This is a genomic window from Haladaptatus sp. DYF46, from assembly GCF_021083305.1.
Classification (GTDB): Archaea; Halobacteriota; Halobacteria; order Halobacteriales; family Haladaptataceae; genus Haladaptatus.
In genome coordinates, this window is the sequence record NZ_JAJFAY010000001.1 from 966,825 (window position 1) to 993,621 (window position 26,797).

The 26,797-nt window shown below is 61.8% G+C and carries 29 protein-coding genes and 1 tRNA gene; 14 read left to right on the forward strand and 16 right to left on the reverse strand.

The features are described 5' to 3' along the window. Positions 1-25: 25 nt before the first annotated feature. Both LJF34_RS05470 and LJF34_RS05475 read right to left on the reverse strand, forming a co-directional pair. Complete coding sequence (locus LJF34_RS05470) at positions 26-577, reverse strand: hypothetical protein (RefSeq protein ID WP_231183784.1); 552 nt, start codon at positions 575-577, stop codon at positions 26-28. Positions 578-626: 49 nt separating this feature from the next. Then, positions 627-812, reverse strand: a complete 186-nt coding sequence (locus tag LJF34_RS05475) for a methytransferase partner Trm112 (protein ID WP_231183785.1) — start codon at positions 810-812, stop codon at positions 627-629. 101 nt (positions 813-913) lie between these two features. On the opposite strand from LJF34_RS05475, the gene LJF34_RS05480 reads away from it, so the two are divergent. Next, positions 914-1,330, forward strand: coding sequence for an EamA family transporter (locus LJF34_RS05480; RefSeq protein WP_231183786.1), 417 nt, complete (start codon positions 914-916; stop codon positions 1,328-1,330). Positions 1,331-1,384: 54 nt separating this feature from the next. On the opposite strand, the gene LJF34_RS05485 is transcribed toward LJF34_RS05480, so the two are convergent. After that, positions 1,385-2,788: an adenylosuccinate synthase gene (locus tag LJF34_RS05485; protein ID WP_231183787.1), complete on the reverse strand. Its 1,404-nt coding sequence runs from the start codon at positions 2,786-2,788 to the stop codon at positions 1,385-1,387. Positions 2,789-3,021: 233 nt separating this feature from the next. Here LJF34_RS05485 and LJF34_RS05490 point away from each other — a divergent pair, with 233 nt between their 5' ends. Next, a complete protein-coding gene (locus tag LJF34_RS05490; RefSeq protein WP_231183788.1) occupies positions 3,022-3,327 on the forward strand; it encodes a hypothetical protein in 306 nt (101 codons plus the stop codon). Here LJF34_RS05490 and LJF34_RS05495 read toward each other — a convergent pair. From LJF34_RS05495 to LJF34_RS05510, 4 genes are all read right to left on the reverse strand, one after another. After that, positions 3,324-5,264 carry a hypothetical protein gene (locus tag LJF34_RS05495; RefSeq protein ID WP_231183789.1) on the reverse strand — a complete coding sequence of 647 codons (1,941 nt, stop codon included), beginning with the start codon at positions 5,262-5,264 and terminating at the stop codon, positions 3,324-3,326. The two genes, LJF34_RS05490 and LJF34_RS05495, sit on opposite strands and share 4 nt — an antisense overlap. 163 nt (positions 5,265-5,427) lie before the next feature. Next, positions 5,428-5,706 carry a UPF0058 family protein gene (locus tag LJF34_RS05500; protein WP_231183790.1) on the reverse strand — a complete coding sequence of 93 codons (279 nt, stop codon included), beginning with the start codon at positions 5,704-5,706 and terminating at the stop codon, positions 5,428-5,430. Positions 5,707-5,775: 69 nt separating this feature from the next. Then, the gene (locus LJF34_RS05505; protein WP_231183791.1) at positions 5,776-5,991 is read right to left on the reverse strand and encodes a ribbon-helix-helix domain-containing protein; all 216 of its coding nucleotides are present in this window, start codon (positions 5,989-5,991) and stop codon (positions 5,776-5,778) included. 177 nt (positions 5,992-6,168) lie between these two features. Beyond that, the gene (locus LJF34_RS05510) at positions 6,169-6,459 is read right to left on the reverse strand and encodes a hypothetical protein (RefSeq protein WP_231183792.1); all 291 of its coding nucleotides are present in this window, start codon (positions 6,457-6,459) and stop codon (positions 6,169-6,171) included. A 163-nt stretch (positions 6,460-6,622) separates the two neighbouring features. On the opposite strand from LJF34_RS05510, the gene LJF34_RS05515 reads away from it, so the two are divergent. From LJF34_RS05515 to menD, 3 genes are read left to right on the forward strand one after another with little or no spacing between them, the layout of a single operon-like run. After that, positions 6,623-7,219 (forward strand): sulfite oxidase-like oxidoreductase, encoded by a 597-nt coding sequence (locus LJF34_RS05515; RefSeq protein ID WP_231183793.1) that lies wholly within the window; start codon positions 6,623-6,625, stop codon positions 7,217-7,219. Between the two features lie 33 nt (positions 7,220-7,252). After that, positions 7,253-8,581, forward strand: a complete 1,329-nt coding sequence (locus LJF34_RS05520; RefSeq protein WP_231183794.1) for an isochorismate synthase — start codon at positions 7,253-7,255, stop codon at positions 8,579-8,581. Beyond that, a complete protein-coding gene (gene menD, locus LJF34_RS05525; protein WP_231183795.1) occupies positions 8,578-10,332 on the forward strand; it encodes a 2-succinyl-5-enolpyruvyl-6-hydroxy-3-cyclohexene-1-carboxylic-acid synthase in 1,755 nt (584 codons plus the stop codon). The genes LJF34_RS05520 and menD overlap by 4 nt, the downstream gene beginning before the upstream one ends. A 4-nt stretch (positions 10,333-10,336) precedes the next feature. On the opposite strand, the gene LJF34_RS05530 is transcribed toward menD, so the two are convergent. The 5 genes from LJF34_RS05530 to LJF34_RS05550 form a co-directional block, all read right to left on the reverse strand. Next, positions 10,337-10,576, reverse strand: a complete 240-nt coding sequence (locus LJF34_RS05530) for a hypothetical protein (protein ID WP_231183796.1) — start codon at positions 10,574-10,576, stop codon at positions 10,337-10,339. A 38-nt stretch (positions 10,577-10,614) separates the two neighbouring features. Then, positions 10,615-11,856, reverse strand: coding sequence for a tripartite tricarboxylate transporter permease (locus tag LJF34_RS05535; protein ID WP_231183797.1), 1,242 nt, complete (start codon positions 11,854-11,856; stop codon positions 10,615-10,617). Between the two features lie 91 nt (positions 11,857-11,947). Further along, positions 11,948-12,274: a 50S ribosomal protein P1 gene (gene rpl12p, locus LJF34_RS05540; RefSeq protein WP_231183798.1), complete on the reverse strand. Its 327-nt coding sequence runs from the start codon at positions 12,272-12,274 to the stop codon at positions 11,948-11,950. 6 nt (positions 12,275-12,280) lie between these two features. Further along, complete coding sequence (locus tag LJF34_RS05545; protein ID WP_231183799.1) at positions 12,281-13,312, reverse strand: 50S ribosomal protein L10; 1,032 nt, start codon at positions 13,310-13,312, stop codon at positions 12,281-12,283. Between the two features lies 1 nt (position 13,313). Beyond that, on the reverse strand, positions 13,314-13,952 hold the full coding sequence (locus tag LJF34_RS05550; protein ID WP_231183800.1) for a 50S ribosomal protein L1: 639 nt from the start codon (positions 13,950-13,952) through the stop codon (positions 13,314-13,316). Between the two features lie 181 nt (positions 13,953-14,133). Between LJF34_RS05550 and LJF34_RS05555 the strand changes: the two genes are divergently transcribed. Then, positions 14,134-14,853, forward strand: a complete 720-nt coding sequence (locus LJF34_RS05555) for a hypothetical protein (protein ID WP_231183802.1) — start codon at positions 14,134-14,136, stop codon at positions 14,851-14,853. A gap of 16 nt (positions 14,854-14,869) precedes the next feature. Here LJF34_RS05555 and LJF34_RS05560 read toward each other — a convergent pair whose 3' ends face one another. Together LJF34_RS05560 and LJF34_RS05565 are read right to left on the reverse strand one after the other, a co-directional pair. Further along, on the reverse strand, positions 14,870-15,346 hold the full coding sequence (locus LJF34_RS05560) for a 50S ribosomal protein L11 (RefSeq protein ID WP_007978598.1): 477 nt from the start codon (positions 15,344-15,346) through the stop codon (positions 14,870-14,872). A 143-nt stretch (positions 15,347-15,489) separates the two neighbouring features. Continuing rightward, positions 15,490-15,693, reverse strand: a complete 204-nt coding sequence (locus LJF34_RS05565; RefSeq protein ID WP_231183803.1) for a hypothetical protein — start codon at positions 15,691-15,693, stop codon at positions 15,490-15,492. A 113-nt stretch (positions 15,694-15,806) separates the two neighbouring features. Between LJF34_RS05565 and LJF34_RS05570 the strand changes: the two genes are divergently transcribed. The 4 genes from LJF34_RS05570 to LJF34_RS05585 all read left to right on the forward strand — a co-directional run bounded on the left by LJF34_RS05570 (position 15,807) and on the right by LJF34_RS05585 (position 20,728). Beyond that, the gene (locus LJF34_RS05570; protein ID WP_231183805.1) at positions 15,807-16,916 is read left to right on the forward strand and encodes a GTP-binding protein; all 1,110 of its coding nucleotides are present in this window, start codon (positions 15,807-15,809) and stop codon (positions 16,914-16,916) included. Next, positions 16,913-17,362 carry a TIGR04206 family protein gene (locus LJF34_RS05575; protein ID WP_231183807.1) on the forward strand — a complete coding sequence of 150 codons (450 nt, stop codon included), beginning with the start codon at positions 16,913-16,915 and terminating at the stop codon, positions 17,360-17,362. The genes LJF34_RS05570 and LJF34_RS05575 overlap by 4 nt, the downstream gene beginning before the upstream one ends. 102 nt (positions 17,363-17,464) lie before the next feature. Beyond that, complete coding sequence (locus tag LJF34_RS05580) at positions 17,465-18,229, forward strand: VOC family protein (RefSeq protein ID WP_231183809.1); 765 nt, start codon at positions 17,465-17,467, stop codon at positions 18,227-18,229. A 480-nt stretch (positions 18,230-18,709) separates the two neighbouring features. Continuing rightward, positions 18,710-20,728 carry a BGTF surface domain-containing protein gene (locus LJF34_RS05585; protein ID WP_231183810.1) on the forward strand — a complete coding sequence of 673 codons (2,019 nt, stop codon included), beginning with the start codon at positions 18,710-18,712 and terminating at the stop codon, positions 20,726-20,728. 110 nt (positions 20,729-20,838) lie between these two features. Here the strand turns inward: LJF34_RS05585 and dph5 are convergent, their stop codons facing one another. After that, positions 20,839-21,642, reverse strand: a complete 804-nt coding sequence (dph5, locus tag LJF34_RS05590; protein ID WP_231183811.1) for a diphthine synthase — start codon at positions 21,640-21,642, stop codon at positions 20,839-20,841. 81 nt (positions 21,643-21,723) lie between these two features. Between dph5 and LJF34_RS05595 the strand changes: the two genes are divergently transcribed. Beyond that, positions 21,724-22,704: a class I SAM-dependent methyltransferase family protein gene (locus LJF34_RS05595; protein ID WP_231183812.1), complete on the forward strand. Its 981-nt coding sequence runs from the start codon at positions 21,724-21,726 to the stop codon at positions 22,702-22,704. A 171-nt stretch (positions 22,705-22,875) separates the two neighbouring features. Then, positions 22,876-22,950: transfer RNA gene (locus LJF34_RS05600), tRNA-Thr, on the forward strand. Positions 22,951-23,131: 181 nt separating this feature from the next. Here the strand turns inward: LJF34_RS05600 and LJF34_RS05605 are convergent. After that, on the reverse strand, positions 23,132-24,259 hold the full coding sequence (locus LJF34_RS05605) for a GNAT family N-acetyltransferase (RefSeq protein WP_231183813.1): 1,128 nt from the start codon (positions 24,257-24,259) through the stop codon (positions 23,132-23,134). Between the two features lie 189 nt (positions 24,260-24,448). Between LJF34_RS05605 and LJF34_RS05610 the strand changes: the two genes are divergently transcribed. Further along, positions 24,449-26,065, forward strand: a complete 1,617-nt coding sequence (locus LJF34_RS05610; protein WP_231183814.1) for an AMP-binding protein — start codon at positions 24,449-24,451, stop codon at positions 26,063-26,065. A gap of 355 nt (positions 26,066-26,420) precedes the next feature. Further along, positions 26,421-26,789, forward strand: coding sequence for a hypothetical protein (locus LJF34_RS05615; protein ID WP_231183815.1), 369 nt, complete (start codon positions 26,421-26,423; stop codon positions 26,787-26,789). Positions 26,790-26,797: the final 8 nt, after the last annotated feature.

Consider the following 26,797-nt stretch of genomic DNA (forward strand, 5'->3'; position numbering starts at 1 on the left):
ACCAGAGCGGGAAAAAGGAATGCGGTTAGCTGGTGAGGAAGTACCCGGCCGCGCCGAGGCCGACGAGCACCATAATCGTGCCGAACAGCGCGACGACCCAATCGACGAGAATCCCGACGCCGAGGACGAGGACCAAGGCGAGCGCCCCGAGGACGAAAAGCGGGAGATTTCGCGCTAGTTCCGATGATTCGTCGGTCCTCGTGGCGGGCCGCCGCTTCGGCTTCGAGAGGGACTCGTCTATCGGTATCGAGTCCGGTTCGGGATTCTTTTCCGCGATATCGACGTCGACGTACGCCGACTCGGCCCCATAGCCCGTGACGACTTTCAACTTTCCGCTCGCGGGACCGTCGTGAACCCGGACGCGGACTACCTCCGTGGAGTCCGCTTCGATGTAGTGGTTCGTCGCGGACAACGATGCCGCATCCGACAGGTCGTCGTCCAGATTGAGGTGTACGTGAATCGGCGCACCGTGGTTGACGAGCGAGACGACGAACGAATCGTCCGTTTCGAACGACGGTGCTACGTCGATGTCGTGCAGACCGCCACGATTGATGTGTGTTGACAACGATTCTGGCACGGTGCTCTTTCCTGTTAAGTTGGAGTAAATTGTTTAGCTATTAAAAGATTCAGGCCTCTCGCATGTCCGGGGGCAGAAGATTGGGGATGCCGTCCTCGATGGGATACTCCTCGCCGCACTCGGTGCAGGTGAGCGTCCCGAAGATGACCTCCTCCGCTTCCTCCTGCCGTACGTCGAGTTCGAGTTCCTGTTTGTCCAGTGGACAGCAGATGATGTCCATCAGGGATTTCTTCATAGTCGGGTGCACGAAGGGGTGGGCCAAAAGCGTGACGGGTTGGGCGGTTCGGCGGTTTCCGATTCCGAAACGACTCTCATCCCTGCGTGATATGGATACCCATGAACTACGTCGGATGGGCCATCGTCGCCCTCATCGGATATACGGCACTGCCGCCGCTCGTCAGCATCGCAACGCAGGACATCCCGGACACCGTCGCCGCACTGGTGGCTAACGGCATGCTCGTCGTCGCGGCCCTCGCGGTGACCATGTACGAGGGAGAGCAAGTCGTCCCCTATCTCACGAGCGACAAAGCGCCGTACATGTACCTCGCGGGTGTGTTCCTCGCTATCGGAATCCTCGCCTACTATCGCGCACTGGCGACCGGACCGGTCAGCGTCGTGGTTCCGATTTTCGGCCTGTTCATCGCCACGAGTTCGATTCTCGGTATCGCGTTCCTCGACGAACCGCTCACGGCGCGAAAGGCCGCCGGAATCGGGTTCGCACTGGTCGCGATCTATCTCACAGCGGTCGAGTAGCGGTCGGGAAAAGACGAAAATCGGGAGAGGAGAGCCGAAAATATTCGATTTCGGTTATTCGAACGGGTGTTCTATCACGACGGTATCCTCCCTGCTCGGGCCGATACCGACGGCGTAGATTGGTGCGTCGAGTTCGTCGCTGATGTATTCGAGGTAGGTCCGTGCGTTCTCGGGAATCGCCTCGTAGCCCTCGTCGGCGACCTCGCTCCAGTCCACTTCCGGCCACCCGTCGAACGAGCGGAGGTTCGGCTCACAGCGACCCCAGCGTTCGGTCGTGGCGGGTATCGTGAATATCTCCTCGCCGTCGACGTCGTAGCTGTAGCCCACCTTCACCTCATCGAGGCCCGCCAGCACGTCGACGTGATTGACGGCGAGACCGGTGAAGCCGCTCGTGCGGGCGGCGTGGCGGAGCATCGGCATGTCCAGCCATCCGACTCGGCGCGGCCGACCGGTGACGGTTCCGTACTCGCCGCCTTCCTCGCGGATGTACCCGGCGAGGTCCTCGTTTTCGCCCGCTCCCTGTTCGTCGTAGTCGGGTGTGTCACCGACGACGCCGCCGAGTTCGGTCGGGAGCGGACCGCTGCCGACCCGCGTGAGGTACGCCTTCACGATACCGATTATGTCGCCGTCGCCGACGACGCCGGGGCTGAGACCGGTCCCCGTGGCGGCACCGCCCGCGGTCGGGTTCGAGGAGGTAACGTACGGATAGTTCCCGTGGTCGATGTCGATGAGGGTCCCCTGTGCTCCCTCGAAAATTACCTCGTCACCGGCGTCGAGGCGTGAAGCGAGGAACTCCCCGGATTCGACGGTCATGTCCTCCTCCTGCAGGCGCTCGCCGTAGCGCTCGTACTGCTCGTGGAGCGCATCGATATCGAACGCCTCGCCGATTTCGACACCGTCCGACGAGCCTCCAATCGTGTCGCTCATGGAGACGCCGAAGACGTTCTCGGCGAGCGCGCGTTTTTGCGGGACGACGTATTCGAGCTTCTCGCGGAGAAGTTCGGAGTCGAGCAGGTCACCGACGCGGATGCCGCGCCGACCGGCTTTGTCCTCGTATGTCGGACCGATTCCCCGTCCGGTCGTTCCCACTTTGCGGTCGGAGTCGCTCTTCGCGTCCTCCTCGATACCGTCGAGGACGCGGTGATACGGGAGGATGACGTGCGCGCGGCGTGCCAGTCGAACGTCGGGGTCGAGTCCGCGTTCTCGGAGCGTGTCTATCTCGTCGAACAGCGTGTCGGGATTGATGACACAGCCGTTTCCGAGGACGCCGACCTTCCCGCGGACGGCGCCGCTCGGAACGAGAGAGAGCTTGTATTCGTTGCCACCCTCGACGACGGTGTGGCCTGCGTTGTCGCCGCCCTGATAGCGAGCCACAACGTCAGCGGACTCGCCGTAGAGGTCTACGACGCGTCCTTTGCCTTCGTCGCCGAGTTGCGAACCGACGATAGTTATGGTCATACCGGAGGTGGTTTCTCGCGCACCTCGTAAACAGATTACGGTCTTGAGAGCAAGATGATGCACGAACGTGCTCATTTCGGTGGTGTCGAGAGGTGGATTCTAGCAATTTTGACGACATTCTGCGACGCAATTCGGAAGTGTTAACTCGTCTCAATAGAAACTTACGTTCTACGTTTCTGCTTGCGATGCGGACAATAACCTTTAAAAGGTTCAAAGACAAGTTAACACATGCCATGATAGATCGACTGGAGAAGGAAGTCGATATGCTGGAACGCCACTTGCAGGTCCTGAAAATGGTCATTGAGAACGAACCTATCGGCATCGTCAAGATGTCGAACGAGACGGGGTACCCCCATCACAAGGTTCGCTACTCCCTGCGAGTACTCGAAGAAGAAAACCTCATCTCGCCCTCCAATCAGGGTGCGATCACGACCGACCGCACCGAGGAGTTCGTTTCCGAACTCGATGAGAAACTCTCCGAGATCACGAACAAACTCGACACGATGAAGATCGGCGAGAAAGCCGAAGCAGAAAACTAGAGTTCTGGGACCGTCAAGTGGAATTCACCGTTGCGTGATTCGACCAGACACAGATGGTATCCTCGTTTGCGGGATAGCTTGACGAAACTCTCCCTCTTTTCTCGCGTCAACAGTCCACCGCTGGTAGCGTCCTCCGTCGTCTCCAGAGCGGCCGGTTCGAAGAAGCTCTTCGTGACCTGGAAGGCCGCGCTGAGTTCGTCGTTCGCGCTCGACACGGCCGTCGCCGCGTCCACGAGCGACCCCATCATCTCCCCCGTCGCGGGGTCCCGCGAGTCGTTGATGTTCGCCACGACGAGCGGGTTGCCCATCCGGTCCCGAAGGATGACGTCGAACGGTAGTTCCGTCGTCCCGTCCTCCTCGGTTTCCGTGACCAGCGACCCGTGAAGTTCGACCCGGTCGATTCGCTGTATCGCTTCGAACAGGTCCTTCAGGCCGCGTTGATGGCCCGTCTCCAGAATTTCGTACAGGAGGTCGACGACGAGCCACGAGACGAACGTGTACTCCATCGAATCGTGGAGGAACGCCTCGAACTCCCGTCCGTCCACCGCGACACCCGCCGTGTCGAACTGCGTGTGGTGTTCGAGTTGCAGGTTCGACTCGACGGTGTCACGGCTGGCTTCGCCCGCCGCCGCGTCGGCCAGCGTTCCCTTCCCTTTCGACCCGTAGCGGACGAAGAGGTTCGTCTGGGTAAGCGCCTGTTCGGCGGGCAGTTGGCGCTCCGCGGAGACGCCCGGACTCCGCTCCCGAACCGTTTCGAGTTCGTCCTGTAGCTCCTCGACCCGCGCCGTTAGCCGGTCACGTTCCGCCTTCAGTTCGTCACGTTCGGCCTCCGTCTGTGTGAGTTTCGACCGAAGCGCCTCTATCTTCTCCGCTCGTGCGGTGAGTTCGGCCTCGATCTCCTTCGCTCGGTTCGACTGTCCGCGCCGGGGAGTATCCTGTTGTGCCGACTGTCGCCCCGCTGACTGCCGTTGTGACGTCTGTCGTTGCGTTCGTCGCTGTTTGACGCCCGCATCCCGCGACTTCGCAGAACTGCTATTTTCGGGGTCGAGCGACGGAATTCTCGTGGTTTCCCGCCACTGCTGTTCGTCCGAAAGCGGGTCCGACGCCCCCGTTCCGTCGTCACCGTCGGACTCCCCCTCGCTCGGGGTCGCGGCTTCCGACGCTCCGCTGTTCCGTTCTGACGTCGGTTCCGTCGGCGGCGCCGACGTCGGTTGCCGGGCGTCCGCCGCCGCCTCCGACTGCCCCGCAGCCGCCGTTTCGGCCGACGATGGAGCGGTCGGCGTGGACGACTGGTCTTCATCCCCGTCCTGCTCGTCCGAATCGGACGCTTCCGCCGCCGGTATCGAATCCGACTCGGGTGCGGCCGGTTCGGGGGTCGGTTCCGGCTCCTGCGTTTCCGGTTCCGGGAGGTCGATGATGTCCACGTCCGCCGCGACGACTTCGTAGATTCCCACCTCGTCGTTCGCACGCGAAAACGCCTCGTCTCCGGAGATCAGTTGTTCGCTCTGCCCGACGTAGGCGGCGCTCATCGACCGCCCGCCGTGGTAGACCACGTAGTAATCGCCGCTGAGGACGTTCTCGCTGAGCTCGATGTATCCCGTGAAACCGTTCGAAGCGAGCGTTTCGCTGGCCTCCTTCAGCGGCGTGTCGTTCGTGTAATACTTCGCCTGGGTCGTCCCACCTCGTTCCTGCATGCTGAACAACAGCGGAAGCGAGGGGTGTGGGGCCTCGAACTGCGTCCCATCGGACTCCTCGAACGTATCGAGGGAGCCGTCGAAAACGCCGATGACGCGGCCGTTCAACATGAACAGCCACGCGCCACCCGCTTTGACCGCCCCGGAAAACTCCTCGTCGGCGAGCGCGTGGAGCGTCTCCAACCCGCCGGAGAAGGGGCGGGAACTCCACTCGGTTATCTGCTCGACTATGCGCGCATCCATATTACGTCAAAACGGAATCCTCCTCAAATACTTTCGGGTTAGCCGGGTCCACGTATCAAGTGTGTGGGAGAGCTTTCGAGGGACGACGTTTGCACGAGCGCCTCTTCAGGAGGCGATTCGTGCCCGTTCGAGCTTTCGAACGGGCGACAGTGTCGCTCAAAAATCAGATCTTCTGCTCGGCGTCGTCGGCGAGTTCTTCCATTCGCTTTCCGATACGTCCGGCCTCGCTGAACTCGTCTTCGCTCATGACGTCGGCGAGCGAGTTTCCGAGCACGAAGACGGCGTGTTTGTGTTCGCTCTTGGACTTGTGAACGTGGGACGGGTCGACGTCGAGCTGGTCGTACGCGTCGAACGCGCCGGTCGGGACGCCGTCCTGTTCACGGAAGTATTCCATAATCGTCACCATCTGCTCGTGTAGCTCCAAAAGCTCGTCCTTATGCATGCACAGCCATTGGAAGTTTGTCGGTTTAAGAGTTTCTGAGAACTATTCACACGTCGAGGGAAGACGTCGTTAGAAGACGTACTCGTCTTCGTGACCCATCATCCCCTCGTCTTCGAGTCCCGGTTCTCGATCGTTGTCCATCGGTCCGCTGGTCTTGTATGCCTTGAGACCAGTTGCGAGCAAGTCCTCGATGGCCTCCTCACGGTTGACGAATTCTCCCTGGTCAACCATCTGGGCGATTTGCATTTCGAGGTGCTCGGGGACGGTAATCTCTACCTTTGGCATTGGAACAGTTGTGGGCTTCGGGAGGGGTGTTCTTAAGTCTGACGGGGAGATGCCATCGGTATTGCAAACATAAATTCCTCGATTGAAAATATTTATTTCTAATTCAAGAACATTATTTCGATGATTCGGAACATCGGTCGGTTTTAAAACCGAAGAAATGAAGACGTATCCGTCCGCTCACCGGTTGCCGAACATCTGGTCGAGCGAGTTGATGATGCTGCTCGGCTTCATCGACTCCAATCTCTGCTCCATCTTCTTCTGGTTGAAATAGCTGGCGAACGCGAGGATGGTCGGCGGCCACAGACCGATGAAGAGGCCGCGCTCGCGGTTCCCCCTGATGAAGAACTGGTGCCACGACAGGAGCACCGACGCCGCGGATGCGAGTATCGCGATATCGGTCGTCGACTCCTGTGCCGCGTCCATCGCCGGACGCTCTCGGGTGCTGGTTCGTTGCTCTGATTCGGACATGCGTCAGTCGGTTGTGGCACGCCGTCCTTTGTTATTCAGGAGGTACCCAACGATAGGGTCGTGTTAGACGTCGATACGACCGTTACCCCGACGCTAACACGACCTTTCCCCGCGGCTGACCGCGTTCGGTACATCTACGTTTCCGGCCTCCCTGCGTTCGAGTATGAGCGTTACGGACAGGACGAACATCCATCGCGAGTTCGACGGAGAGCGACTCCCGCCCGGACAACGGGAGACGAGCAAGTTCCCCGTCCTCTCGAAGGGGAGTACGCCCGAATGGGACCCCGAATCGTGGGAGTTTTCGGTCACTGGTGCGGTCGAGAACGAACTGACCTTCTCGTGGGAGGCATTCCGTGACCTGCCGAGCGAGACGCAGAAACAGGACTTCCACTGCGTCACCGGGTGGAGCAAGTTCGACTGTGAGTTCACGGGCGTCACCTTCCCAACGCTCGCGGAGCGCGCGGGCCTGCGCGACGACGTGGTTCACGTGATGTTCTCCGCGCTCGACGGCTACACGACGAACCTCCCGCTCGAAGACTGCATGCGCGACGACGTGTTGTTCGTCCGGGAGTACGATGGAGATTCGCTTCCCCGCGAACACGGCGGACCGCTTCGCGTCGTCACGCCCCACAAGTATGCTTATAAAGGATCGAAGTGGGTGAACGGTGTCGAGTTCCTCACCGAGCCCGAACGGGGATACTGGGAAAAGCGCGGGTACTCCAACACCGCAAATCCGTGGAACGAGGAGCGATATAGTTAGGCTGAAGGGTCAGCGTTCCCGAGTTATCATCCAATGCCACCGCATCGTGACGGTCAACTGTCGGCGGGTTCTCCGCTCGTAACGAGGACGTGCAGGGTACCCGACGTTTCGTTTCGCTCGTTTCTCGCCGAGCGGGCGGCACCGCGTCTCTACTGGACGTCGCCCGATGGCCTCGAAATCGCCGCAAGCGGCGCAACCGCACGCCTTTCCGCGGACGGCGGGCGTCGATTCGACGAGATTCGGGAGGACGCCGCGGAACTCTTCGAGTCCGTGACGTGGGACGACGGACCGTGTCAGGCTCGTCCCCGTCTGTTCGGGGGATTTTCGTTCGATGCGGAACACGAACCGACGCCGCCGTGGGACGGGTTTCCCGGGGCGGAGTTCGTTCTGCCACGCGTCCAACTGACGCGGACGGAAACCGGAACGTGGCTCTCCGTCTCCGCCCGTGAGACGACCGAGGAGAGCGTCGAGGATATCCTCGGCGAGACGCGCACGGAGATAAAAACCCTGCCCACGATGCGACCCCGCAGCGACTCGCCGGGTATCGAATCGACCCATCCCGTCACGGCGCGGGACGAGTGGTGTTCACAGATTCGCAACGTGACCGACCGGATTCGGGACGGCGAGTTGAAGAAAGTCGTCATCGCAACCGCGTTGAAGGTCAAACTCGACGAGTCCGTCGTCGTCCCTGACATCCTCGAACGCCTACGGACGTCCTATCCCGAATGCTATCGTTTTCTCGTCCAACCCTCCTCGTCGGGCGGGTTTTTCGGTGCACCCCCGGAGCGACTCGTCTCGTTCCGCGGCCAGACGGTCGAGACGGAGGCGCTCGCCGGGTCGGTCGGCAGGGGAGAAACCCCCGAAGAGGACGACGAACTCGCCGCGGAACTCGCCGACAGCGAGAAGGTTCGGGAGGAACACGAACTCGTCGCCCAAACGATTCGCGACGGACTCGAACCGCTCGCCTCCTCGGTCACGGTCGGCGAGCGGCGACTCAAGCGGCTGTCCACCATTCAACACCTACAGACGCCGATTTCGGCCGAGCTCGACGAAACCGAACACGTCCTCACGGTGGTCGAAGCGTTGCATCCGACCCCCGCGGTCGGCGGCCTCCCCCCGGAGGACGCCATGCGAACCATCCGAGAGACGGAACGGTTCGACCGCGGCTGGTACGCCTCGCCGGTCGGATGGTTCGACGCCGACGGCGACGGGGAGTTCGCGGTCGGCATCCGATCGGGCGTGGCGTCCGACGACCGCGTAACCCTCTTCGCCGGGAACGGCATCGTTGCCGACAGCGACCCGGAGGCGGAATGGGACGAGGTACGGTTGAAATTCCTGCCGATTCTGAACGAACTCGAATGACACATCCCAACCGAAACACGCAGTGGGCCGAAACGTTCGTGGACGAATTGGCCGCGAGTGGCGTCGACGCCGTCTGTCTCGCCCCGGGCAGTCGCTCGACACCGTTGACCGTCGCGTTCGCCCGGTGCGACGATATCGAAGTATTCTCCCATCTGGACGAGCGCTCGGCGGCGTTCTTCGCCCTCGGCCGGGCGAAACGCACGGGAAAACCCACACCCCTCGTCTGCACGTCGGGAACCGCGGCCGCGAACTTCCATCCCGCGGTCATCGAGGCGGACAGGGCGCGAGTTCCGATGCTCGTCTGCACGGCCGACCGACCGCCGGAGCTCCGCGACAGCGGCGCGAATCAGACCGTCGATCAGGAGAAACTGTACGGAAGCGCGGTTCGCTGGTACGCCGACGTGGCCGAACCGGAGGCGACCGGGAGAAAACTCCGCTATCTTCGGACGACCGCCGCCCGAGCGCTCGGGTCGGCGACGGGAACCCCGCCGGGGCCGGTTCACCTGAACTTCCCGTTCCGAAAGCCGCTCGAACCCGTCGAAGTCGAGGGCGACGTCCCCGAGTCGTTCGCGGCAGAGAATCCGCTCGCGGCACGGGGGCGCGACGGTCCGTTCGTCTCCGTCTCGAACGGCGTCCCGGAACTGGACTCCGCCGCGTTCTCACGGGTCGTCGATGCCGTGACCGACGCCGAACGCGGACTGCTCGTGGCCGGTCCCGCCGACGCCCCGACGCCCGAGCGTTCCGCGTTGGCGGCGCTGGCCGACGCGACCGGATTTCCAGTCCTCGCGGACCCGCTCTCGGGCCATCGGTTCGGACACGACAGACCCATCGTCGGTGGCTACGATTCGTACCTCGTCCCCGACGTCACCGAGGAGTGGCCCGACCCCGACGTCGTGATTCGATTCGGCGCGTCTTCGACCTCGAAAACCCTGCGTCAGTACCTCGAACGCGTCGAAAGCCGCCAGTTCGTCGTTGACTCGGCCGGCGGTTGGCGCGAAGCGAGTTTCACCGCGACGGACCTTCTCGTGGCCGACCCGACGCGGTTGGCCCGGCGACTCGCCGACGAAATCGGGTCCGAGAAGGCCGAAAACGAAACGTGGGCGGCGCGGTTCGAACGCGCCGAGTCCGAACACTGGTCGCTGGTCGCGGACGCCGAGGAACACTTCGAGGGCAACCTCCTCGCGTCCGTCGCACGGAGGCTTCCGGACCCGGCGACCGTGTTCGTCTCCAACAGCATGCCGGTCCGGGATTTGGACCGCTTCGCCGCTCCCCGGTCCGCCGACGTGACGGTGCTCGGCAACCGCGGGGCGAGCGGTATCGACGGCATCATCAGTTCGGCGTTGGGTGCCGGGAGCGCAACGGACGACCCCCTCGTCCTCGTCACCGGTGACCTCGCGTACTATCACGACATGAACGGCCTGCTCGCCCTCGACCGCTGTGGCGTGGACGCGACAATCGTCGAAATCAACAACGACGGCGGCGGCATCTTCCACATGCTCCCCATCGAATCGTTCGACCCGCCGTTCACCGGGCAGTTCAGAACGCCACACGGTCTCGATTACGAGGCGACGGGCGACCTCTACGGCTTGGATTTCGAGCGCGTGGAAACGCTTTCGGCATTTCGGGATGCGTTTTCGAACTCCCTCGACAGTTCGGGGACGCAAGTCATCGAAGTCCGAACGACCGCCGAAACGAGCCATCGGTTTCGGGAAGGGCTTCAGGACCGCCTCGTCGATGAACTTCGGCCCTGATTTCCTACTCTCGCTCCCGTTGCTGTTCGGTTCCCTCTCTCCCTTCCAGTTCTGTTCGTAGTTCCTCCACCTCGTTTTTGAGTTCGTCCACGTCCTCCTTCGTGGCAGTGCTCCCGTTCATCCGACGGTAGAGCAGGAACATGCCCCCGAAGATTGTCAACGGTATGCCGAACAGCATGAGCGCTGTGATGAAGATGACTACCAGTTCCGCGCCACCCGGAACGGGACCGAACAGGGGAATCATACCGTTCGGTTGACAACGAAACGGCAAAAGTCTCGTGGTCACGCCCCCACCACGAGCGGCCCCATCAACACCCCCATCAGATGCACGCGCCGACAGCCCAATCGCGGCGGGAGCACCCCGAGAACGGCGCTACAAACGAACAACCAGGCGCCGAGGAGGTTCGCGAACAGAAACGACGCCGCGACCAACAAACAGAGGACTCCCACGGAAAGCCGTCGGTAATCCATTCGACCCACCGTTTCGAGATACGTGTCGCCGAGCAGAAGCACGAGAACGAATCCGACGAGTCCGGCGATGGCCGCGCTGACGAGGAGCATCGGAAGGTCGAGCGGCGCGTTCGTCTCCCGGAGCGCGACCATCACGCCGGTCCGCGGAGTGCCGAGCGAGACGAGGGCGAAGAGCGCGAAAATCGTGTTGGCTGTGTTGACGCCGCTGCTCGCGACGATGAAGCCCCGTGCTTCGGTTCGGTTCGGGACGAGCGCGAGCGCGAGAACCGCTGCAATCGCGCTCGAAACACCGGGGAGATACCCGACGATTGCTCCGGCGAACGCACCCGCGAGCGCGGTGATTAGTATCATGGTTCGCGGCATCGTGAGCGCCGACCCCTCCTGTTCCGGGACACCGGTTCCGCCCATCGCGTCCACGAGAACGGGTGCGCCGAACAGCCCCGCGAACAGCGGCGTGAGGACGCTTCCGACGCCGAGCGGTGCGCTCGGCGACAGCGGCAGCGCGAGGATGCCGAGGACTGCACTCGCGGAAAACGCCACGACGCCCCCGACTTTCCCCCGTGTCGTCGGTTCCGTAAGCACCAGAAATCCCGCGGTACCGAGGAGGAGCAGCGGAAGATGGTCCCGAAGCAGCGGATACGCGCCCGTCATGACCGTCGTCACGGGGAACGCGAGCGGCACCGCGATGGCAACCGCGAGCCCGCTTCCTAACGCTGAGAGTCGAATCGCCTCCCGACCCTGTCCCTCGATGACGAGCCGGTGGCCGGGAAGTGCGCTCGCCGCCATCACGGGGTCCGGAACCCCGAGCGCGAGCGCCGGAACCACGTCGAGAAACGAGTGGACGACGCCCGCGGCGATGATGGCCGCGCCGACGAGTTTCGGCGGGCCGGTTATCGACGTCGCCATGGACGCCAGCAACAGCGCGAGGTTGTTGACGTGAATCCCCGGCGTCAACCCGCTTATCGTCCCGATTCCGACGCCACCGAGGACGAACGCCAGCGTCGTCCCCGTCGCCGCCGGGTCCAACAGCAACCGCGTTCCGAACACCTCCATCGAGACGGAGTGGTCCCGGTTTCGTATTTAAACGTTGGCAGCCGCTGGTCGGGGAGTATGCGAAAGAAAATTCCGAGTTGAGAGTCCGTGTTTAGCCGAAGAGTTCGCCGAGGCCCTCGCCACCGGCGTCCTCGTCCTCGTCGTCCTCTTCTTCTTCCTCTGCGGCTTCCTCTTCTTCGACTTCGTCGGCGCCTTCGTCGTCGCCTCCGGCGGGAGCGGCGGACGCTCCACCGGCGGGGACGGCGGCGGCCTGTTCGACGGCCTCCTCGATGTCCACGTCTTCGAGTGCGGCGACGAGCGCCTTGACGCGGGATTCTTCGACATCGACGCCCGCAGCGTCGAGGACGTCCGTGAGGTTTTCTTCGTTGATCTCTTCGCCCGATTCGTTCAGGATGAGTGCAGCGTAAACGTATTCCATTGTTAGTTATCCGAACATAGCGCCGAGGCCTGCTCCTGCGTCTTCGTCGTCGTCATCGTCGTCATCGTCTTCAGGCTCGGCTTCAGTTGCTTCTTCGTCAGTCGATTCTTCTTCCTCGGCCGCGCCGCCAGTCGCCGGTGCTTCGACACCGCGAAGCTCCTCGGGCAGCGCGTCCTCGTCGTCGATTTGTGCGGCAAGTGCGCGCAGTTGCGCGTCCGCCTTGCTCACGAGGTCCGGAACGACGTCCGGGCTCTCGATGGCGGCCTGCAGACCGAGGCTCTTGGCCTCGCCGGTCGCCTTCGAGATGAGCAGCGGTGCGGTCTGCTCGGTCGGATACACCGCGTTGACGGAGAGGTTGCGGGCAAAGGCCGCAGCCGTCTCGATGTCCGCGCGGTACTCGTCCATATCGATGGCGAGTTCGTCCGACTCGAACATGACGCCGTCGGAGTAGACGGCGCGCAGGTCGAGACCGACCTCTTTGGGCTCCATGCCGAGTTCGGAGAGAACGTTCGCGAGTTCCTCCGAAACCTCGTCACCTTCCTCCGCGACGAGGCTGTCCTCGGTCACGTGGATGGAGCCGTCCATGATCCGTGCGGATGCGCCGGCCTGCTGGAGTTCGCCGACGAACGGTCCGGGGTCGACACCCGTGTCGCCCTCGGGGATGAGGATGTCGTTCGGGGAAGTCTCGCCGGCCGAGATGGGTGCCGGGCTCTTCGAGGCTTCCAGTTCCTTGTACAGCCCGAACGGGTTGTCGTTCGTGCCGATGAGGCCGATTTGGCCGGAGACGTACTCTTCGAGGTCCTCGAAGCCATCGCCGACCGAATCGAGCGCGCGCCTCACCAGCGTGTTACGGCTGACGCGGAGTTCCGCGCTTCCGTGAAGGCCGCGACGCATGTTCTGGAGCTGTCGGCTCGGAATGCCGGTGATGTTGACGACGCCGACACTGTTGTAGTTCTCGACGAAGTCCGTCAGCTCATCGACTTCCTCACGCTTCCACTCCGGAATCGTTTCGGTCTTGCGTTCGGCTTCTGCGGACATTCTAGGCTACCTCCACCGACGGACCCATCGTCGTTTTCACGTAGATAGTATCCACGTTGAGCGGTCCTTTCTCCAAGTTGGAGTGCAGACGTCGAACGATAACGTCGATGTTCTCGGAGATGTCCTCCGCGGACATGTCCTCTGCGCCGACGAGCGTGTGGAACGTTCGTCGGTCGCCGCTCCGAAGCTGGACGGTGTTTTTCATCCGGTTGACGGTTTCGACGACATCGTCGTCGGGTTGCAACGGCGTCGGCATCTTACCGCGCGGGCCGAGGACGGTACCGAGGTAGCGACCGATGTCTTGCATCATCGACGCCTCGGCGATGAAGAAGTCCGTGTCGCCCGCGAGGTCTTTTGCCGCGTCGTTGTCGTCGCCAAGGTCCTCCAAGTCGTCGCCCGAGAGAACGTCGTCCGCGACGTCCTCGGCACGAAGGGCGGTTTCACCCTCCGCGAAAACGACGATTTTGGTGTCTTGGCCGGTTCCGGACGGGAGTACGATACTCTCGTCTACACGATTCGACGGATCGTTTAAATCGAGGTCGCGCAGGTTGATTGCGAGGTCCACCGTTTCGCGGAAATTCCGCTGGGGGGAGTCCTCGAGTGCGCGAGAGACTGCTTGCTCTATCTCATTATTTGCCATCGTTCACCTCCGTAGTACGCAGGAATGCTCCTACGGGTCAGTGAAACAGGCCATGCCTGTCTCACCCGAATTTAACGGATGCGGAACTTAAACCCGTCGAACCATTTCGGGTCGGACGGCCGGTAGAGCCGTCACTGGTTTGCGGTTTGGGGTCGCATCACAGTCACGAACGATGACGACGATGACGCTGTTCACGGGCATCGTGGCAGTCGCGCTGGCGTCCGTCCACTTAGCTGCTGGCCGAGTGCGGGCGTTTCGTTCGATTCCACGGAACTACTGGCTCTCGATAGCCGGGGGTGCATCGGTCGCGTACGTCTTCGTCCACATCCTCCCCGACCTCAAAGGGGGAACGATACTCGAATCGGTACCGCTTCTGGCGGGATTCTTCGAACGACACGTCTATCTCGTCGCGCTCGTCGGGTTCTCGTTGTTCTACGGAATGGAACGGCTCGCCGAGGAAACGGGCCGCCACGTGGACGTTCGCCCGGAGGTAAACATGAGCGTCTTCTGGATTCATACGGGTGCGTTCACGGTATACAACATGCTTATCGGCTATCTCCTCGTTCACCGTGAACAACCGGGAACCGTGGGTCTTCTGCTGTATGCCACCGCGATGGGGCTGCACTTCATCGTCAACGATTACGGCCTTCGAAAGCACCATCGAAACACGTACGACCGAATCGGACGCTGGGTACTCGCCGCGGCAGTGGTGGTAGGATGGGGCATCGGCATCAACACGCACGTCGACGAAGCCGTCGTGAACACGCTCTTTGCGTTCCTCGCTGGCGGCGTGATTCTGAACGTCATCAAAGAGGAGTTGCCGGAAGAACGCCGGAGCCGCTTCTGGGCGTTCGCGGCCGGTGCCGGTAGCTACTCGGCGATACTGCTGTTCGTAACGTAGCGGAAGAAAAATTGAGTTACGCGGAGAGAGCGTCGTCGTACTCGCCGTCGTCTACCTTGGCTTTGAACTCGCGTGCGTCGTCGCCCTCGACGGTGACGCCGAGCGAGGCACACGTGCCGACGACTTCCTTCGCCGCGTTCTTCGTGTCGTAGGCGAGGAGGTCGGGTTTCTTCTGTTCCGCGATTTTCTTCACTTGGTCGATGGAGAGGTCGGCGACGAAGTCCTTCTGGGGTTCGCCGCTGCCCGTCTCGAATCCGGCCTCGTCCTTGATGAGCGCCGCCGTCGGCGGGACACCGATTTCGAGGCTGAAACCGCCGTCGTCCTCGACGAAGACGGTGACGGGGACTTCCGTCCCGTCGAACGCCGCCGTCTGCTCGTTGATCTCGTTGACGACTTCCTGTACGTTGACCGCGGTCGGGCCGAGTTCCGGGCCGAGTGGTGGGCCGGGATTGGCCTGTCCGCCGGGGACGAGTACTTCGATCGTATCTACCATACGTAACCGAAACCTCGCCGGAGTTTTAAGGATTTTCTTTTGCCGCGTCGCCGAACGGTGGATTTCGTCGCCGGGAGTGTCAACCGTTCACTCGGCGGTGTCCGCGAAAACGGCGGGAAAGTCGAGCGGAAAATCGGATTCGACTACGGCAGACTCACGCCGTGTCGTCCCAAGAACTGGCTCGCGTTCTTTATCTCGACCGGACTCCCGATGAGCCGGAACCGTTCGTCGTCCATCTGGACGATGGTCAGCATGAACTTGCATTCGAGTTCGCTACGAATCCCGCTAAGAGCGCTTCGGTGGAGGACGATCTGCGTGCTATCGCGGAGATGAACCGGATTCGGCATTTACGTATGTGTGGGTTCGCAGGGCGCAACCTATTAACGTGTCGAAATACGCGACGGAATCTCACTGACCAGAAGGAACAAGTTTTTCGGCGGTCACGGCCGACGTGTTGCTAATGGGACTGGAGGAGGAAATCGAAGCACTCCGCGAGGAAATCTCGGACACGCCGTACAACAAGTCCACCGAGAGCCACATCGGTCGGCTGAAGGCGAAACTCGCGGAGAAAAAGGAGAAGCTACAGAACCAGTCCTCCGCCGGTGGTGGAGAGGGCTACGCCGTCGAGAAGACGGGCGACGCAACTGTCGCGTTCGTCGGCTTCCCGAGCGTCGGCAAATCGACGCTGTTGAACTCGCTCACTGCCGCGGATAGCGAAGTCGGTTCCTACGATTTCACCACGCTCAACGTGAACCCGGGGATGTTACAGTACAACGGCGGGAACATCCAACTCCTCGACGTCCCCGGCCTCATCGAGGGTGCGGCCCACGGCCGCGGGGGTGGACAGGAAGTCCTGTCAGTCGTCCGGGCCGCGGACCTCGTGGTGTTCGTGCTTTCGGTCTTCGAAATCGACCAGTACGAGCGGCTTCGAGAGGAACTGTACGAGAACAAGATTCGACTCGACTCCACGCCGCCCAGCATCTCCATCGCGAAGAAAGGCCGGGGCGGAATCAGGGTGACGTCCAGTGCGGACCAGGACATCTCCGAGAACGTCATCAAGGAAGTCCTCCGCGAGCGCGGGTACGTGAACGCGAACATCACTCTCCGCGAGAAGGTGGACATCGACCGCCTCATCGACGGCATCATGGACAACCGCGTCTACATCCCCTCGATGGTTACGGTGAACAAGGTCGACCTCATCGAACACGACTACGCGGAAACCGTCCGCGAACGACTGCGAGATCACGACATCGACCCCGACGAGGCCGTGTTCATCAGCGCGGAAAAGGAGAAAGGACTCGACGTACTGCGGGAGAAAATCTGGGACGAACTCGGCCTGATGCGGATATACATGGACAAGCCGGGACGCGGCGTCGATTACGAGGAACCGCTCGTCCTTCCGAAGGGAAGCACCATCGAGGACGCCTGTAACTACCTCGGCGGCGAGATGCAACAGCGGTTCCGGTTCGCCCGCGTCAGCGGACCGAGCGCGAAACACGACGAACAGCAGGTCGGCGTGGAACACGAACTCGCGGACGAAGACGTCCTCCGACTCATCCTTCGAAAGTGAGCCCCACCGTTCCGCACGCACCGCTCTCCCCGGAATGGCGTCGGCGACTCGTCCTTCTCGCGCTGCTTTTCGTCCCGTGGACGGTTCTCGTCGCGCCCGGCGGCACGACGCTCGTCTTTCCGTGGGGGCTGTTGAATCCGACGACCTACCACGTCACGACGCTTCCCGACTACCTGTTCGTTCTCACGTCCGGCCTCCCCCGGCAACTCCTCGCGTGGCCGCTGAGCGTGTGTCTGTATCTCCTCGCCGTCCTGAGTTCGTTCGCCGGACGGTTCGAAGACAGACGGGTGACCGGTTGGTTGCTCGTGTTCGCGGGGATAACGTACGTGAGTTTCTCGCTCCGATTCGTCCATCGAACGGGATACGTCGTCCCGCTCGGGCCGGTCTGTCTCTGGTCGTGTGCGTGGTGGTTCCATCGATCCGACCTCGGAAAAATTATGGTGTAGTTCGCATGCGTGCATGCGCGAAACGCGCGAGTAACGATTAATTTCCTCTCGAAGTTCCGCGAGCGGTACCCTTTTCGCTTCGGAGCGGGTGGTTTCGGACGTATGAGCGGGACATTCGATCACGTGATGATGCGTGTAGAGGACTTGGACGAATCGCTCGACTGGTACGAAACGCACCTCGGTTACGAGGAGAAGGGTCGCTGGGAGGCGGACACGTTCACGAACGTCTTTCTCGGCCCGGAGAACGTCCACGACGACGGTGCCGTCCTCGAACTCACGTACAACCACGACGACCGGTCGTACGAGATGGGCGACGCGTGGGGACACATCGCGGTACGCGTCCCCGAAGACGAACTCGAATCGTCGTACCAGCAACTGATGGACGAGGGCGTCGAGGACTACCGCGACCCCGAATCCTGTGGCGGACGCTACGCCTTCGTCAAAGACCCCGACGGACACGAGATAGAGATCGTAAAGCGCGATTACGGCGAGAAGTGGAGCATCGACCACACGATGATGCGCGTCGAGGACGCCGACGAGGCGCTCGGCTTCTGGACGCGGAAGTTCGAGTACGAACACACCGGCCGTTGGGAGTCGGATTCGTTCGCGAACTACTTCATGAAACCCGAGGAGGCCGCCGAGGAAGCGATGGCGGTCGAACTCACGTACAACTACGACGGCCGATCCTACGAGATGGGAGACGCGTGGGGGCACCTCGCGGTGCGTGCTGACGACCTCCACGAGACGTGGGAGTCCCTGATGGAGCGCGAGGCGGACGACTACCGCGACCCCGAATCGTGCGACGACAGGTACGCGTTTACGAAGGACCAAGACGGCCACGAGATCGAGATCGTCGTACGGGAGTAGGCCGCTCGCGGACGAATACTGTATTCTCGCGAACGCCTGTTTTTCGAGACAAAACACACGAGTAGATGAAAATACCGTCCATATTATAATCATCGTTCGATTTCATATCTCTGCGATCCATCCCGCTTTCACTCGACGCGATTCGTCCTGCACACTTAAAGACTGGAATGGTGAATCGTTTCATTAATGAGGTGTTGTTCTCGTTCGGCCACGATCGAAACGCCGTTAGAAGTCCATTATCTTACCTTTCCGTAAAATCTCATTAGGGCCGCTATTGCCCGAATTCAGGCATATGAGTGTCTGGGGGGTGATTTTATACCACAAAGCATTTATAACAAGGGACTAACGTTCTTCCTGTACCCCTACCCATGGTGGCAAATGGAGTACCACTTCCTCCCGAGTCGGTTCGGGTCGGACGGAATGTCTACACGGTCGTGGGAAAGAACGTGTCGCCGTACGAGAAACAAACAAAGAGAAAGCATGACAGGAAATAATAACAAGGTTCGCAGCCTCGCGCTGACCGCGATGCTCGTGCTGTCGGTCTTCGCCGGCACCATGGCGTTCGCAGGCTCGGCCGCCGCAGCGTCGTCAGACACCACCATTTCGTCTGGCACCGTTGTCTATCAAGGCCAAGTCGGAGAAGTGTCTGCGAACAGTAGTAGTACAGCCACCCTCAGCAAGGGTAAAGATGGAAACGACGGGTTCGTAGATAGCTATACTACGGGCAGCAGCAACACGTCCTTCAACATCAGTACGGATGAGCTCTCGCCCGGCTTCTACAACCTCAGTGGAGCGAACACGGACTTCAGCTTCCAAGTCGTCAAGCAGACGTTCTCGGTCGAGGCCGACTCAACCTCCGTCAAGAACGCTGGCGACGACAGCAAGCTCACGTTCTCCATCGAGGACTCGAACCGCGAGGACTTCAACGTCTCCGTCACCTCGGACGAAATCGACGAAGACTGGTCCAAGAGCTACTCGAACCTCTACGAAGAGGGCGACGGCACGCACGAGTTCGTAGTTGACTTCGGTGCCATCAGCGACCTCGAACCGGGGACCTACAACGTCACCGTCAGCGTCGACGACACGACCGCATCCCAGACCTTCGAAATCACGGTCGAAGATGCTGGTGACGTCTCGGCCCAGTTCCAGGACAGCGTCTACAGTGTCCCGCGCGGTGACATCGTCCCGATTACGGTGTCCCTCGAGAACACGAAGAACGCTCACGTCGTCATCGGTGACAAGGAGAAGGACAACTTCGAGATCAATGCAACCGTCACCGACGGTGACGACGACGGTCTCGTCACGCTCTACCTAAACACCTACCGCACGACGAACGCTACCGCCGACAACGTTCTGTACGTTTCGTCCTCGAGCGACGACTCCGCGACGGCTCACTGGAACAGCACCGAGCTCGACTCGCCGCTCGCAGTCACGTCGGGTGACTACGCGTACGAGATGACGGTCAACACGACGTCGTCCAACCCCGACGACGTTTCGTCGCTCTCGGTCAGCGACCGTTCCACGAACGATGTCAATTCGTGGGTCGCACCCGAAAATGCCGACCTAGACGATGTCTCGGAACTGACTGACGCGGTCACCCAGCGCAACAGCGTTGCAAAGGGCGACCAGCTCGTCTTCCAAGTCGACGCCACCGGTATCTACGGCGCTCTCGAGAACGAATCGAACATGGCAGAGAACGTCAGCGACGTTCCCGGCCTCTCGTTCAAAGTGACGGAGAAGAACCCCGAACCGAACAGTGTCGCGGATTCGTTCAACACCACCCAGAGCGGCGTTTCGCTGCTCTCGGACGGTGCAAACGAAACGCTCTACGTAATCGTTGACACGAACGATGTCGACGCTGCGGTCAGCGATGACGACCTCTACGGCGAGTGGACGGCCAAGTTCACGGTCGACGACGACGACTACCGTGTCGCACCCGACAGCAGTCAGTCCGTCTCGACGACTGTCTCGATCGAGGAAGCGACGCTCGAGCTGAACGAGGGCAACGAAATCAGTGCCGCGCCATCGGACAACCAGTCCATCGCAGGCACGACCAACCTCGCGCCCGGCACCAAGGTGACGATTCAGTCCCGTGCATCGGGTGTCTTCTTCATGGACCAGGACGTCAAAGTCAACCAGGACGGCACGTTCTCGGGCATGTTCGACTTCAGCGGCTACGACAACGGTACCGAATTCAGCGTGAAATCGATGGTGAACGGTCACACCGATTCCGTCAGCGGCACGCTGAACCAGAACGCCGACGAACCGGAAACGACGACTACGACGACCACGACGACCACGACCACGACCACGACGACGTCCTCGGAGACGACCACCTCGTCCTCGGAGACGACCACCTCGTCCTCCGAAAAGACGACCACCTCGTCCACGGAAGAATCCACCACGACGAACGACGATGGTCAGCCCGGATTCGGCGTCGCAATCTCCGTCGTTGCACTCCTCGCGGCTGCGCTCCTCGCGCTCCGCCGAGAGAACTAAATCGGACACCGAGTCTGGTTTCGACTGACGAAAACTACTTCATTTTTCGCACACTCGACCCGTGAGCGGCGGCGCTATCGAACGTGCTGAAATCGAGAAAACGAACCGTTCTATGCGACGTCGAGCAGGTCGCTCGGTGCGTCCGCGAGCGATTCCAACGCGTCCGCTTCGATGTGGTGTAAGTCGCCCGGAACGACGAGGAGATGCAGCGGGTCGCCGAAATCGCCGGTCGCGAGTTCCGAGAGTCGGTCGGCGTGGACCAGCGGGTCGGGGCTTCCGGCACGTGCGACGACGACGGCGAGCACGTCGTCGTAGCCGTCAGCGAGGAGTTCCGCCGCGTGGCTCGCCGTCATGTACTCGTCTTCCTCGGTTTCTTCTCCCTTTCTCGGGTTCCAACCGACTTTGATGTCGAGGTAGACGAGCGTGTGCAGGCCTCGCTCGCGGTTGTCGTCCAGCACGTCGGTCACGCTGGCAGGGAGGCCGTCCGCGCCGTGTGCGTACTCGAACGGCAGCGTGGTGGCTTTCCCGAAGCGATAGTTTTGCAGACCGGTGAGGCCGCTGGCCGCGGATTCGGCGGTCGGCGCGTGGATCACTCGCGTGTCGATACCGCGGTCCTCGGCGCGGAGTCTGAGGTCGACGTGCGTGGTGGAGATCATCGTGTCGCCGGCGGTGAGGAAGGCGGCGTGACCCGTTTCGGCGGCGGCGAGGATGTCCTCGGGGTCCTGTTCGACGCCGGCGCGGTCTCGAACCTCGATGGCCGTGTCGTGGAACGCTTCGAGGTCGGTCACGTCGGCACCGATGAGTTTGCTGGTGTAGAATTCGGCGAAGACGCCGTCGGCGTCCGCGACTGCGTCACGGCCCTCGACGGTAATCGAGCGCTCGTCGTACAGGCCGAGTCCGATGAAGGTGAGCATGCAGGGTGTTGGAATGAGGGACGTTTAAGGGGTGCGACCCGAAGCGTCAGCGTTAACGCCCGGTTCCGGCTACCATGACGTATGGACGTACCGTGCGTGCGCGTCGAACGGAGACAGGGGGAGGCGGCGCGCCGAGAACTCGCGGCGTCGGATCTGATAGTGGACGAGGTGGAAATCGTCGTCAAGGACGGCTGGCTTTACATCCCGGTCACGGATCCCGACGCGGTGTCGGAGAAGTTCGAGGTGGTCAGTCACGACCTCCCCACGCGGACGACGCAGCAGATGCCCGCCGACATCCTCGGCTTCGAACCGAGCTACGAGCGACTGGGCGAAATCGTCCTCATCGACGAGGAGGACCCCGAACGGGCGAACGAAATCGCGGAAGCGGTGGTTTCCTCCTCCCTCCCGGTCGGGACGGTGCTCAACCGCGCGTCGAAGGTGAAAGGCGAGACTCGCGTGCGCGACTGGGACGTGCTGGCCGGGAACGGCACCGAAACCGTCCATCGCGAATATGGCTGCGAATTCCTGTTGGACGTCGCGCGCGTGTACTTTTCCCCCCGACTCGCCACGGAGCGCCATCGCGTCGCTGAGCATGTCGAACCGGACGAACGCGCCTTCGACATGTTCGCGGGGGTGGGACCGTTCGTGGTTCCGTTCGCGAAGCGCGGTGCGACGGTCGTCGGCGCGGATGTGAACGACGTCGCCATCGACTACCTCCGCGAGAACGCTCGCCGGAACGGGGTGGAAGACCGTGTGACGGCGATCTGCGGAGACGTTCGGGAGACGGCGGCGGAGTACGAAAACTGGGCCGACCGCCTCGTCATGAACCTCCCGCACAGCGCGAACGAGTTCCTCGACACGGCGGTTCGCCTCGCAGGCGACGACTGCGTCGTTCACTACTACGACATTCAGCACGAGGACGACCCGTTCGGACCGGGAGAGGAAGCGATTCGCGCGGCGGCAGAGCCGGAGTACGACGTCTCGGTCGAGACGCGGCAGTCGGTGCGATCGTACGCGCCACACGAACTCAACGTCTGTCTGGACGTGCGATTGACGCGGTAGCGGGATGAATTAACACCACACGGCGCGGGCGTTTCGCAACCCTTATGCACTCCGTGGTGTCTACGTTGTAATGCAGTTAGACGCCCCACGCACGGGACGTAAACGCACGTGTGTGCCGGTGTTCGACCGAACGAAGTGAGGTCGAGCTCGGGACGCGAACGAAGTGAGCGTGCCGGTGTAGCTCAGACTGGCTAGAGCGATTCCTTCGTAAGGAATAGGCCGAGGGTTCAAATCCCTCCACCGGCTTACTTTTCAGCGAACTACTTGGTGAGTGGTGAGTTTTTGGAGGGATTGGAATCAGGGAGTGAAGCGAACGAAGTGAGTGGAACGACCGTGGTTCAAATCCCTCCACCGGCTTACTTTTCAGCGAACTACTTGGTGAACGGTGAGTTTTTGGAGGAGTTGAACAACGGTGTGAACGGTAGTTTCACCCGACTTCCAACTCGCAGAACGATAAGTTCCAGTTCTCCTCGTCGGCCAGTCGTCGTCCGTTGACCGTCCACTCCTCGCCGGACCCGCCGACGGGGCGGGCCGAGAACCAGTAGGCGGAGGTCAACCGCGAGAGCGGGAACCGGTCGGTCGGCAGGAATCCGTGTTCCGCCAGTACGGACCGGGGGAGCGTGGTTCCCGCCGCGGCGACGACGTCGGCGTCGCTGTAGACCGAGAGGAGGTGCCCGAAGAGCGCGGAGAGCGCCCGATTCCTCGATGGTCCGCCGGAAACCGGGAGCACGTCCGAGATGTGAACGATGGTTTGGTCCGTCCCGCGCTGTTCGCCGACGACGACGGCAACCGGGCCGTCCTCGCCGCGGTGGACGTAGGTCGTGTACTTGTAGCGGGGGTTTCGAAAGCGCCACGCGAAGAACTCCTCGTCGCGCACGGCGTGGGCGAGCGAGGTTCGTTGCGTGGCAGCGATGTCGGCGAGCATGGTCGGGTGGAGGTCGTCGTAGCGGTCGATGACGGCGTCCGATGCCGACGAAAACAACTGGTCGCGGGCGGCGAGATAACCCCGAATCGCGGGGAGCGCGGCGCTCGCAATCGGCGAATCGGTCAGGGCAGTGGGGTTCTGCACGCGGTAGTGTTCGGTGAAGTTCGTGAGAACGCCGTCTCGGAGGGAGAGTTTGTCGGCCAACTTCTCCAGTCCCGCTTTCACGGCCTCGTTCGGGAATCCGACGACGATGGACGGTTCTCGCGGGCCGTAGTAGTCGTAGACGTGTTTCGCCATCCGGGTGAACAACCCCTGTCGGCGGTGGTCCGGGTGGACCATTGGGTCCACCTGCACCAGCGCGAGTTCGCGCGTTCCGCCGACCGAGAGGGGAATCGGAAGGCTCGGTCGGGCACCGACGACGTTCCCGTCCCGCTCCGCGACACAAATCGGGACGTGTGACAGATACGGGTTGTCCCGGAACTTCCAGTCGAACCATTCGCCGCGGCCTCGACGGTCACCGAACACGGTTTCGTACAACGCCAGCACGCCCGAGCGGTCGTTGGGGGCGTACTGACGGACGACGTACGACCCGTCGGTTCCAGCGTCGGCGGTTGCCATCTCGTCGGCCATCGGGAAGTGGACGACCACGTCCGACGTAAATCGAGACGGTCGTTCAGGTATGTAGGTTCACGCTTCGGCAGCGAACGGAGGATACGGCTTCCCTGCTTCGATGGAAGAGATGGCGTAAATCGTTCCCCGACTGGCTCCACGGATGAACGATGCTCCGCGTTTTTCATGGGGTGTATCGGGTATGTCCGCATGAAGGCAGACTCGTTTTCGGTCGCGACCCGGACGGGGAACGTCGCGCGACTGTACGACGAAACCGCGGAGCACCACGCGGGGAAACTCGCGCTCGAAACGGACGGCGAACGGTACACGCACGTCGAACTTCGGGACCGTTCCGCGCGCTTTGCGGGCGGATTACGCGCTCGGGGGTTTCGCCCCGGCGACCGAATCGCACTCTTTCTCCCCAACTGTCCGGAGTTCGTCGTCGCGGCCCTCGGCGCGTTGAAGGCGGGGACGCCGTTCGTCCCGATGAACCCCCAGTATCGAACACGGGAAGTCGCCTACCGATTGGAGGACAGCGACGCGAAGGCCGTCGTCGTGGACGAATCGCTCCGCGAGACCGCCTTCGATGCGATACGGCAGGTCGATACCGACCCGCTGGTCGTCGGGCGACAGGCGGGAGACGGAAGAGAGGACGACAAGGTGGGAAGAGAGGACGATGAGACGGGGGGGGAGAATGATGAGGTGGAGAGCGAGGAAGTCCCCTTCGAAGCGGTGGACGACGACCCGTTCGTCGCCGATCGAACGTCCGACGACGTGGCGATGCAACCGTACACCAGCGGCACGACGGGGAGACCGAAAGGCGTCCTGTTGACCCATCGAAACCTCCGGGCACAGTCGTTCATGGGTTTCGAGCGAACGGTCCTCGACGCCGACGAGGAGCGGTTTCTGTCGGTTCTGCCGTTGTCGCACATCGCGGGGTTCATCAACCGGACGTGGCAACCCCTCGTTCGGGGTGCCAGCGTGTTTCTCCGCGATTCCGAGTCGTGGGATCCCGAGGATGCGATGGCGACCATCGAGGACGAACGGATCACGAAGTTCGGAGCAGTCGCCGCGATGTACGTCGATATCGTCGAGCACGAGTCCTTCGGCGAGTACGACCTGTCGAGCCTGAAGGAGTCGATGGAGGGCGGCGCGACGATGCCGACGCCGGTTCAACAGACGTTCGAGGACGGCGTCGGCGTGGAACTGTTCGAGGCGTACGGATTGACCGAGACGGGTGGCGGCACGCACGCCGGAATCAACGCGACGTTCGGGCCGCGCTCGGGCACCATCGGACAGCCGTTTCGTGCGACGGACTGTTTGGTGGTCGACGAGGAGGGCGAGGAGGTTTCGCCGGGCGAAGCGGGAGAACTGCTCGTCCGCGGGCCACACGTCATGGCCGGCTATCACGAGCGACCGAAGGCGACCGAGGAAGCGTTCACCGACGGCGGCTACTTCAAGACCGGTGACATCGTGCGTCGCGACGAGGACAACTACTACGAGGTTCTGGGACGGAAATCGGACCGCATCGTGACCGCGGGCTACAACGTTTATCCGCAGGAAGTTGAAGAAGTGCTCTACGACCATCCCGACGTGTCCGAGGCGGCCGTGGTCGGGAAACCGGATGAGCGGCGCGGCGAAACCATCGTGGCGTACGTCGTTCCGACCACCGGCGTGACACCGGACGCGAACCGACTGCGCGAGCACTGTCTGAAGACGATGGCGGCCTACAAACATCCGCGCGAAATCGAGTTCGTCGGGACGCTCCCGCGGACGACGAGCGGGAAGGTCCAGCGATTCGAACTCGGTGGACAGGCGGACGATTGAGTTCCGCGACGTCCTACCGGAAGACTGCGTGGGATGATGAACCGTCGTCGTCGAGAGGGGAAACGAGGAGTCGGTCAGTAGCCATCGATGGCAGTGCCGTACTCCGGCTTGCAGGCATCCGCTGTTTTTCGGGTAGGGCGACCCTATCTCGGCGAACGAGCCCACAACGACCACACGATTTCTCGTCCGATTTCGAGCGAGAGAAATCGGACGGTAGAACGCTCAAAACGCATCACAAGACTTTTTGACGGTTCTTTCAAACGAGGAAGCCCCTCAATGAACGGCCGTGGACTCGACAGAACCGTCGAAACTATCTACGCTGTTTTTTCCCGTTGGCGTCGGAGAAGGGAGTACCATGAGAGTTACACCGCGGAGACTCCTCGCAACCATGTCGATAGTCGCCCTCCTCCTCAGCGCAAGCGCGGGCGTCGCGCTCGCCGATGGACAGGCCACCGACAGCACCGTCACGAAAGTGGGTGGACAGGACATCACCATCAGCGACGCCACGATAACCGTCGCGGACACGACCCTGTCCGGGCCGGGATTCCCGAACCTCGACGTCGACCAGCAACAGTACACGCTCGAATGCTCCACGATGTCCATCGACGGCCTTCACGTCTCGTTCGACGGGAAGACCTACGAGGTCGGCCACGTGAACGTGACGCTGAAGAACATCGGCCTGACGCTCGAAAACGTTCACGTCTCGAACAGCGACGAAGCGTAGATACGACC